The 4,695-nt window shown below is 34.6% G+C and carries 3 protein-coding genes; 1 reads left to right on the plus strand and 2 read right to left on the minus strand.

What is annotated here, in order from left to right; translation table 11 throughout:
- Positions 1-99 precede the first annotated feature (99 nt).
- Both HN894_14485 and HN894_14490 read right to left on the minus strand, forming a co-directional pair.
- Positions 100-1,029 carry a hypothetical protein gene (locus HN894_14485; GenBank protein ID MBT7144530.1) on the minus strand — a complete coding sequence of 310 codons (930 nt, stop codon included), beginning with the start codon at positions 1,027-1,029 and terminating at the stop codon, positions 100-102.
- 387 nt (positions 1,030-1,416) lie between these two features.
- Positions 1,417-2,058 carry an SH3 domain-containing protein gene (locus HN894_14490; protein MBT7144531.1) on the minus strand — a complete coding sequence of 214 codons (642 nt, stop codon included), beginning with the start codon at positions 2,056-2,058 and terminating at the stop codon, positions 1,417-1,419.
- A gap of 1,096 nt (positions 2,059-3,154) precedes the next feature.
- On the opposite strand from HN894_14490, the gene HN894_14495 reads away from it, so the two are divergent.
- On the plus strand, positions 3,155-4,558 hold the full coding sequence (locus tag HN894_14495) for a PAS domain S-box protein (protein MBT7144532.1): 1,404 nt from the start codon (positions 3,155-3,157) through the stop codon (positions 4,556-4,558).
- Positions 4,559-4,695: the final 137 nt, after the last annotated feature.

The following is a 4,695-nucleotide window of genomic DNA, read 5'->3' on the forward strand; positions in this document are numbered from 1 at the left end:
GGATGGATTTAGGCGTTTCCGGAAATACAATACCTTTGGCTTGGCATCTGCTGAATAGTTAATGTAGGTGGCTCTATTTGGAATACTTCACGAAGATTGCTAGCAATTGAATGGGCGGGAATGGGTATTTTCTGCGGTACAACCCATCGATAAGTAATCCGTATCAAATATAGTAAATCCCATATATAAATCATAAACTTCCAATTTTATTAATTGATCCGAATCGATATTGGCTGAGGAGTCGCTAGGAATTGTTTGTCTAATTTCATGGTCTTGCATCACCTTAATCCCTGCACTACTATTCGAATCAAATTGCCATTCCAATTGAAGATGTGTTTCCCTTCCCTGATAGTGTGATTTTTGTGCTTTATCATCATCGATAAAAGTTGTTTCAGGTTCATCTTTAAAATCGATATTAATCCAGCAGGAATCAAAAAGTAAGTAGTTAGACTGTAATCGATATAATACCGGAGTGGCGGAATAATAGTCATTTGCGGATTGTCTGTCATTTTCAACATTTTTCTCATTGTAGACAATATACTGATCTAATTTGCTAAACCTGACAAAATTGAGATTTTCTGCCTCTCCAAGAGAAATAGCATGACCCACACTTCCATATTTTTTATCATAAGTTGGGAATCCTATAACTGAGTAATAGATGTTCTTTCCGAATCGAAATTCTGCCTCTTTGTAGTCGTCTTCCGGTCGGAAAAAAGAATTTTGCTGCTGTTTGTATAAAAAAGAGATGTGATCTGACAAATCCATATGTAGTTTTATTTCAAGAAATATGTAAAACTCATCCATGGATATGCTACCCGTGCTGCTTTTCATACCATTTTTAGTGGTAAACCATTGTTTATCCCAATTGACTGGTGTCTGATAAGCCTTCCAGTCATAAAAATTTTCTTCGCCTAAGTAATAACGTTTAATCTCAAAATCACCGTTAAATTGCGCCTGTGTTGATGGTGCCATGATGAAATTTAAGATCAATAAGCAAAAAGCCTTGATTAAAAAGCTGATAGACTTCATGGTTTTAATTAGATTTATAGCGTAGCTTTGGGTTCAATACCCCGTCCGCTTGCGGCGGGGTGGTTCATTATTTTAAAATTAAGATAACCTTATTAGTTGATATATCATATCAATCATCTAATATAAAAACAATTCTAATGTTTTTTTATGAAAAAGAAAAAGAAAAGGGGTCAAGTCTACTTTTGACCTTTATTAAAAGCGGTGAATAGTTAATTGGATATCAAAGTAAAGTCAAAAAAGATTTGATTTTGCTGATGAGTGATCCCTTTTTCCCCTTTTTCAACAATGAATTCATGATAAATCCGAAAAACTTCAATTTTGACGTTTATAGTGATTTGTTATAAATATTTTTGCATATATGCTTATAAGAGCATTATATTTCTCAGGTTATTTTGGTTGAACATTCTTAGTTAGGTATTTTACAACCCAACCTATTTTACATTTATGATCAATGATTTTAAGCCAATCTTTCGAAGAATTCACTACTCTTAAAAATGTTCCACGATCTAATGTTGTCACTATTTGACTGCTTGTATTTTCTTTCTTGCGCACGTTAAGTGCTGTTGTAGCAACCTCAACAATTTTAAATTTTGAACTTTTGCTTTGAAAATTTGAACACCTATCTGTTGCATTAATGAAAGATTTAACTCTTTTCAGTTTGGTGGCTTGTTTCTTTTTTTGGATGTCTGCCATAATAATAGAACAATCAAATTTCCTTTTAACTTTAAGGGAAGTTTTAACTACTTCATTGCAAGCTTCCGCAAGATCATCATAAGTATCTACTGCTCCTTTACCCGATTTTTTAGCCCAATTGAAACAAGGAAGACTTTTCAATTTCAGCATTTTCTTAGGAACCCACCACCATTTCTCATATTTTTCTTTTGATAACCGATGCTCATCTAATTTTGAAAAAACTTGATTTCTAAACTCAGTTTCACATTCCCAAGGGATGGATTCTTCCGCAATTACAATGGAGGGGGACAATAAGAAAAAAACAATAAATAGAGTATATACAAAATTTTTATTCATCTGGAATTTTCCTTATTTTTCATTATTAACTGGAAAAAAGGGGTCAGAAAAGGGGTCAAGTCTACTTTTGACTCTTATACAAGCCAAAAGTAGACTTGACCCCTTTTTTCTGGTACTGGTTTAAATCCAAACTCATTGCCTATGCTATTCAATTAAAAACTCTTATAGAGATACATCTTTCTCCGTATATCTAAAACATTCAAATTTTCTCGGTAATAAAACAACTCATTAAATTATTAGTATTACTTGTGATATGGTACATTCACTGCCTTATTCGAAGGTTTTACATTTTTACAAATATGGACATAACTCCATTGGTAATAATCCAAATTTTTATTTAGTTGAATATTGCCTTCTGTTTCCCAGTGCACATATCACCAAAAACGGCGAAAAACAGAATAAGTAATAGTACATTCATGGTGAATGGAACTGCCTTCCACATGTTTACCTCTCCTTGCTTTCAACTTATCATCAAAAATAAACGCTTTGATTTATTCCTTGTTTAACTCGTTCTCAATAAAAATACGCTTGGCTGTTATTTGTCGCAACTTACGCCATATTAAGTCTTCTCTTTTTTGAAGTTATATACACCGATGATAAATGCAAACATCACCTGAAGTAGTTCATCGCCTTTTTGCTTGCGAAAGACGATTTTTGTCAATAATTTTGAAAACCTAATTGTCGAATTGCAGTTTCCAATTTGTTATCTGCTAAAACTCCTGGTTCACTCAAATGTTCTACTACGAGAACTGCATTTAAAAGCTTTCGTGTCGACTTCTTCATCTTTGCTCAGGGAGTTAGTGGTGTTGCTTAATACCTTCGAAAAATAAAGATCACACCATCGCTACCAGATTATTAATACTATTAATATCAAAATATTATACAAAACATACGGCGTAAATTTTTCCCCTAAAATGTGAGATTAAAACATTCCATTGAGTTAATGATACGTTTTAGATATCATGTTTTATCGAAAAACGTTTTGATAAAAAGACGGTCCTAATTAACGGTGTCCCAAAAAAAAAAATGCAACCAAGGTTGTTGTAATTTCTCTTATCTTTGGGATCTTTTTAGATAATGCAAGACATACAAATCAATGGCAGATCAAACAGCAGAAGAATTAAAACAGATTATTGAAAAATTAGAAGAAAAACTAGTAAAGGCCGAAGCGGAAAGGAAGCAATCGGCAAATGAATCTAACAAATTAAACATAGCTTTGAAGCAGACAAATCGAGATCTTGATCAACGCGTTAGAGAGCGAGCTCAAGCGTTGCAAGAAAGTGAAAACCGATTGAGATTGGCTCTGGAAGGGGCTAATGAAGGGCTGTGGGTGATTGACTTTATCGATGATGAAATGCGTTTCTCAACAAAATCTGCGGAAATGCTCGGATATTCCTTGGATGAAATGGGAAATACATCCAATATATGGGATCAGTCTACCCATCACGATGACTGGCCAATCGTTGAAAAGGCTCTGAATGACCATTTTGAGGGAAGAACCGATCACTATGAAGCAGAATATCGAGTTAAAACAAAATCGAATGAATGGAAATGGATTCTGGGTCATGGTCGAGTAACGAAAAAAGATAAGAAAGGAAAACCGCTGCAAGCAATCGGCACTCATGTTGATATTACAAACCTCAAGCATACGGAATTGGCATTGAGAAAAAGCGAGGAACAATTCCGGTCTTTGGTCGAAAAATTGCCTTTAGGTCTACTGATTTTAGACTCATCCAGAAACATCGAATACTTCAATCCAAAATTTCACGAAATTTTTGGCTATTCCAAGGAAGATCTCCCAGATATCAGCTCCTGGTTCAATAAAGCTTATCCGGATGATGATTATCGCAAAAACATTATCGACATTTGGGATACGTGGTGGCAAAACGGGACCACAGTCAAAGAATATGATCCCGAGATTTTTACGGTTAGATGTAAAAACGGTGAAGATAAAATTATCTACTTTAGGCATGTTGGCTTGCAGCAAAAAAAACATTTTGTTGTTTATGAGAATATCACCACACGTGTCAAGGCAGAAGAATCCCTGAAAAAAAGAGAAAAAGAGCTGGAGATAAAAACCGGCAATCTTGAAGAAGTAAATATTGCACTAAAGGTTTTACTTCAAAGAAGAGATGAAGACAAAACCGAAATGGAAGAAAAGATCCTATTCAATGTCAAAAAGCTCATTTTTCCCTATCTCGAAAAATTGGATACCAGCGGTTTAAATGATAGTCAAGCCTCCTATTTGAGTATCCTGAAAGCAAATCTTGAAAATGTAATCTCTCCTTTTTCAAAAAAGCTTTCGGCCGTTCATCTCGGCTTAACTCCGAGAGAAATTCAAGTGGCCAACCTAATTAAAGAAGACAAAACAACCAAAGAAATCGTAGAAATGTTGTATATTTCTGAAAGTTCTGTCGATTTTCACCGGCACAATATTCGAAAAAAAATGGGATTTCTCAATCAAAAGGTTAATCTTAAATCTCACTTAAAACTCATGTGACACGCTAACATCCGCTTACCGACACTGATCAAATTCGGAGATATCGTAGACTTCTCCCCCTCCCTTTTTTATATCAAAAAAAAATTACAGGCATCATTAACTACCACCATTCTACCTCAATCGAAGGACCGAATCTA

The sequence above is a fragment of the Bacteroidota bacterium genome (assembly GCA_018692315.1).
In the GTDB taxonomy this organism is placed as follows: domain Bacteria; phylum Bacteroidota; class Bacteroidia; order Bacteroidales; family JABHKC01; genus JABHKC01.

What these genes read in the sequence shown, in the direction of transcription:
- HN894_14490 (MBT7144531.1), bottom strand. Translation starts at nt 2,058, where the DNA reads ATGAATAAAAATTTTGTATATACTCTATTTATTGTTTTTTTCTTATTG.
- HN894_14495 (MBT7144532.1), top strand. Translation starts at nt 3,155, where the DNA reads ATGGCAGATCAAACAGCAGAAGAATTAAAACAGATTATTGAAAAATTA.
- HN894_14485 (MBT7144530.1), bottom strand. Translation starts at nt 1,029, where the DNA reads ATGAAGTCTATCAGCTTTTTAATCAAGGCTTTTTGCTTATTGATCTTA.